The sequence below is a fragment of the Ideonella sp. P3_A4 genome (genome assembly GCF_056403075.1).
The window spans coordinates 1-3,524 of sequence record NZ_JBFUGE010000608.1; the positions used below are offsets into that span (position 1 = coordinate 1).

The 3,524-nt window shown below is 65.5% G+C and carries 3 protein-coding genes; all 3 read left to right on the forward strand.

Annotated features, from left to right (window positions below; translation table 11 throughout):
• The first annotated feature begins 160 nt into the window (after positions 1-160).
• The 3 genes from dapC (at position 161) to AC1DYI_RS29805 (ending at position 3,448) form a co-directional block, all read left to right on the forward strand.
• On the forward strand, positions 161-1,363 hold the full coding sequence (gene dapC / locus AC1DYI_RS29795) for a succinyldiaminopimelate transaminase (protein WP_477207736.1): 1,203 nt from the start codon (positions 161-163) through the stop codon (positions 1,361-1,363).
• A 12-nt stretch (positions 1,364-1,375) separates the two neighbouring features.
• Entirely contained in the window at positions 1,376-2,200 is an 825-nt protein-coding gene (dapD, locus tag AC1DYI_RS29800) for a 2,3,4,5-tetrahydropyridine-2,6-dicarboxylate N-succinyltransferase (RefSeq protein WP_477207737.1), read from the forward strand.
• 69 nt (positions 2,201-2,269) lie between these two features.
• Positions 2,270-3,448 (forward strand): PilT/PilU family type 4a pilus ATPase, encoded by a 1,179-nt coding sequence (locus AC1DYI_RS29805; RefSeq protein ID WP_477207738.1) that lies wholly within the window; start codon positions 2,270-2,272, stop codon positions 3,446-3,448.
• The last annotated feature ends 76 nt before the right edge of the window (positions 3,449-3,524 follow it).

Consider the following 3,524-nt stretch of genomic DNA (forward strand, 5'->3'; position numbering starts at 1 on the left):
CCGCCTGGACTCATACTGCTCTCGCCCATCGGTTGTGTTCTGCTTTCTCTGATGGCGGCCATTGTGTCTCGACGGTCCGCTGGCGCCTACCAAATGGCCAGTCGAAAGGCCTGTCAAAGGCCGGGCAAGTGGCCGAAGGCACTCGCTGATAATCCTTCGCATGAATCCGTTGCTCGGCAAGCTGCACGCCTACCCCTTCGAGCGCCTGCGGGCGCTGACGCGAGACATCACGCCGAACTCCGCCTATCGGCCGATCAGCCTGGGCATCGGCGAGCCCCGCCACCCGGCGCCGGCGCTGATCGAAGAGGCCTTGCACAACAGCCTGTCGGGCTTGTCGAGCTACCCGGCCACGGCCGGCGAACCGATGTTGCGCGAAGCGATCGCGGCTTGGGTAGCAAGGCGTTACGGCGTCGGGCTGAACCCGTCGACCCAGGTGTTGCCGGTCAACGGCTCGCGCGAGGCCTTGTTCTCGTTGGCGCAGACGGTGATCGACCCGACCAAGCCCGGCGCGACCGTGGTTTGCCCGAACCCGTTCTATCAAATCTACGAAGGCGCGGCGCTGCTGGCCGGTGCGCAAACCGCGTTCGCCAACAGCGACCCGGCACGCAATTTCGCTTGCGACTGGGGCCAGATCGACGAGGCCACCTGGGCCCGCACGCAGCTCGTCTACGCCTGCTCGCCCGGCAACCCCACCGGTGCGGTGATGCCTTTGGCGGAGTGGAAGACCTTGTTCGAGCTGAGTGACCGCCACGGGTTCGTGATCGCGAGCGACGAGTGCTACTCCGAAATCTACTTCCGCGACGAGGCCCCGCTGGGCGCGCTGGCCGCGGCCAAGGCGCTGGGGCGTGAAGGCTTCCGCAACCTGATCGTGTTGTCGAGCCTGAGCAAGCGCAGCAACGTGCCGGGCATGCGCTCGGGCTTCGTGGCCGGCGATGCCAACATCCTCAAAGCTTTCCTGCTTTATCGCACCTACCACGGCAGTGCGATGAGCAAGGTGGTGCAGGCCGCGAGCGCAGCAGCCTGGAACGACGAGGCCCATGTGGAGGCCAATCGTGCGCAGTACCGCGCCAAGTTCGCTCAAGTGACGCCAATGCTCGCCAAGGTGCTCGATGTCGCCCTGCCCGACGCCGGGTTTTACCTCTGGGCCGGCGTGCCGACTGATGCCCATGGCGGCGATGACATTGCCTTCAGCTTGGGACTGCTCGCTCAATACAATGTGGCGGTCCTGCCCGGCAGCTTGTTGGCGCGCGAGGCCCATGGCCAAAACCCTGGTGCCGGCCGCATCCGCATGGCGCTGGTGGCCGAAGGGCCTGAATGCCTGGAAGCTGCCGAACGCATCGTTGCCTACACGCGATCCCTCTGAACCCACCCCCTCATGACGCACGCTTTGCAAACCCTCATCGACCAGGCCTGGGAAGAACGCGCCCAGCTCAACGCTGCCACGGCCTCGCCTGACATCCGCAAAGCGGTGGACCAGGTGATCGCCGACCTGAACGCGGGCCGCCTGCGCGTGGCCGAGCGCCAGGGTGTGGGCCAGTGGACGGTGAACCAGTGGGTCAAGAAGGCGGTGCTGCTGTCGTTCCGCCTGAACGACAACCGCAAGATGCAGTCGGGCGACCTGACCTTTTACGACAAGGTCGACACCAAGTTCTCGCACATGGACGACGCAGCCTTGGCCGAAGCCGGTGTTCGCGTGGTGCCGCCAGCCGTGGCGCGCCGCGGCAGCTACATCGCCAAGGGTGCGGTGCTGATGCCGTCGTACGTCAACATCGGCGCCTATGTCGGTGAAGGCACGATGGTCGACACCTGGGCCACCGTCGGTTCGTGCGCCCAGATCGGCAAGAACGTTCACCTGTCGGGTGGCGTGGGCATTGGCGGCGTGCTCGAGCCGCTGCAGGCCAACCCGACCATCATCGAAGACAACTGCTTCATCGGCGCACGCTCCGAAGTGGTCGAGGGCGTGATCGTCGAAGAAAACTCGGTGATCTCGATGGGCGTGTACATCGGCCAAAGCACCAAGATCTACGACCGCGCCACCGGCGAGGTGATCTACGGCCGCGTGCCCTCGGGCTCGGTGGTCGTCAGCGGCAACCTGCCGTCGCCGGACGGCAAGTACAGCCTGTACTGCGCGGTGATCGTCAAGCGGGTGGACGCCCAGACCCGGGCAAAGACCAGTATCAACGAACTGCTGCGCGGCTGATACCCTGCACACACGCCCTCAACCAAGCGCTGAACCAATTACCCCGCCGGGAGACATGCCGTGATCACGATGGAAAACGTGTTGCGCCTGATGGCCGACAAAGGCGCTTCGGACTTGTACCTCTCGGCCAACGCGCCCATCTTGCTGAAGGTCAACGGCCAGCTGGTGCCGGTGACCGACCATGTGCTGCCGCCGGCCGCCCCGCGCCAGCTGCTGACCGAGATCCTGACCCCGCTGCAGCTCGAAGAGCTGGAGCAGGAAGGTGAGCTGAACATCGGCTTGGGCATTCCCAAGGTCGGCAGCTTCCGGCTTTCGGCGTTCAAGYAGCGCGCGACCATCGCGGCAGTGGTGCGCTGCATCCCGGTGCGCATCCCGGCGATCGATTCGCTCCACCTGCCGCCGATCCTGGCGACGCTGGCGCTCGAAAAGCGCGGGCTGATCCTGATGGTCGGCGCCACCGGCACCGGCAAGAGCACGACGATGGCGTCGATGATGGAGTGGCGCAACCAGCACATGTCTGGCCACATCCTGACCATCGAAGACCCGATCGAGTACCTGTTCAGCAACAAGCGCTCGGTGGTCAACCAGCGCGAGGTCGGCCGCGATACCAACTCGCTGCACATCGGCCTGAAGAACGCGCTGCGCCAGGCCCCTGACTGCATCATGATCGGCGAGATCCGCGACCGCGAAACGATGTCGCAGACGATCTCGTACGCGCTGTCGGGCCACTTGGTGCTGGCCACCCTGCACGCCAACAACAGCCACCATGCGCTGGGCCGGATCCTGTCGTTCTACACCCCCGAATCGCGCCCTGCACTGCTGGCCGACCTGGGCGCGGCGATGAAGTCGATCGTGTCGCAGCGCCTGCTGCGCTCGGGCTCCGGCGGCCGCATCCCGGCGGTCGAGGTACTGCTGAACTCGAAGCTGGTCTCCGAGCTGATCGAAAAGGGCGACTTTGGTGGCGTGCGCGAGGCGATGGAGCGCTCGCTGGCCGAAGGCTCGCAAACCTTTGAACAAGACCTGGCGCGGCTGATCACCGAAGGTGTGGTTTCACGCGAAGAGGCGCTGATCCACGCCGACTCGCCGACCAACCTGTTGTGGCGCCTGCAGAACGAGAGCGAGCCGGTGTCCCGCGTGCCGGTCAGCAAGCCCGAGCCCGAGAGCCCCTCGTTCACCGAAATCACGCTCGACGTGGTGCCGGAGGACCCGAAGCCGAAGCCGCTGATCATCAGTGCGAGAACTCGTTAGCCCCCACGCCCCCTCCAGGGGCTGCCTTGCAGGCCGCGCCGAGCCAGAGGCTCGGCCCATTGCTAGGCACAAACAG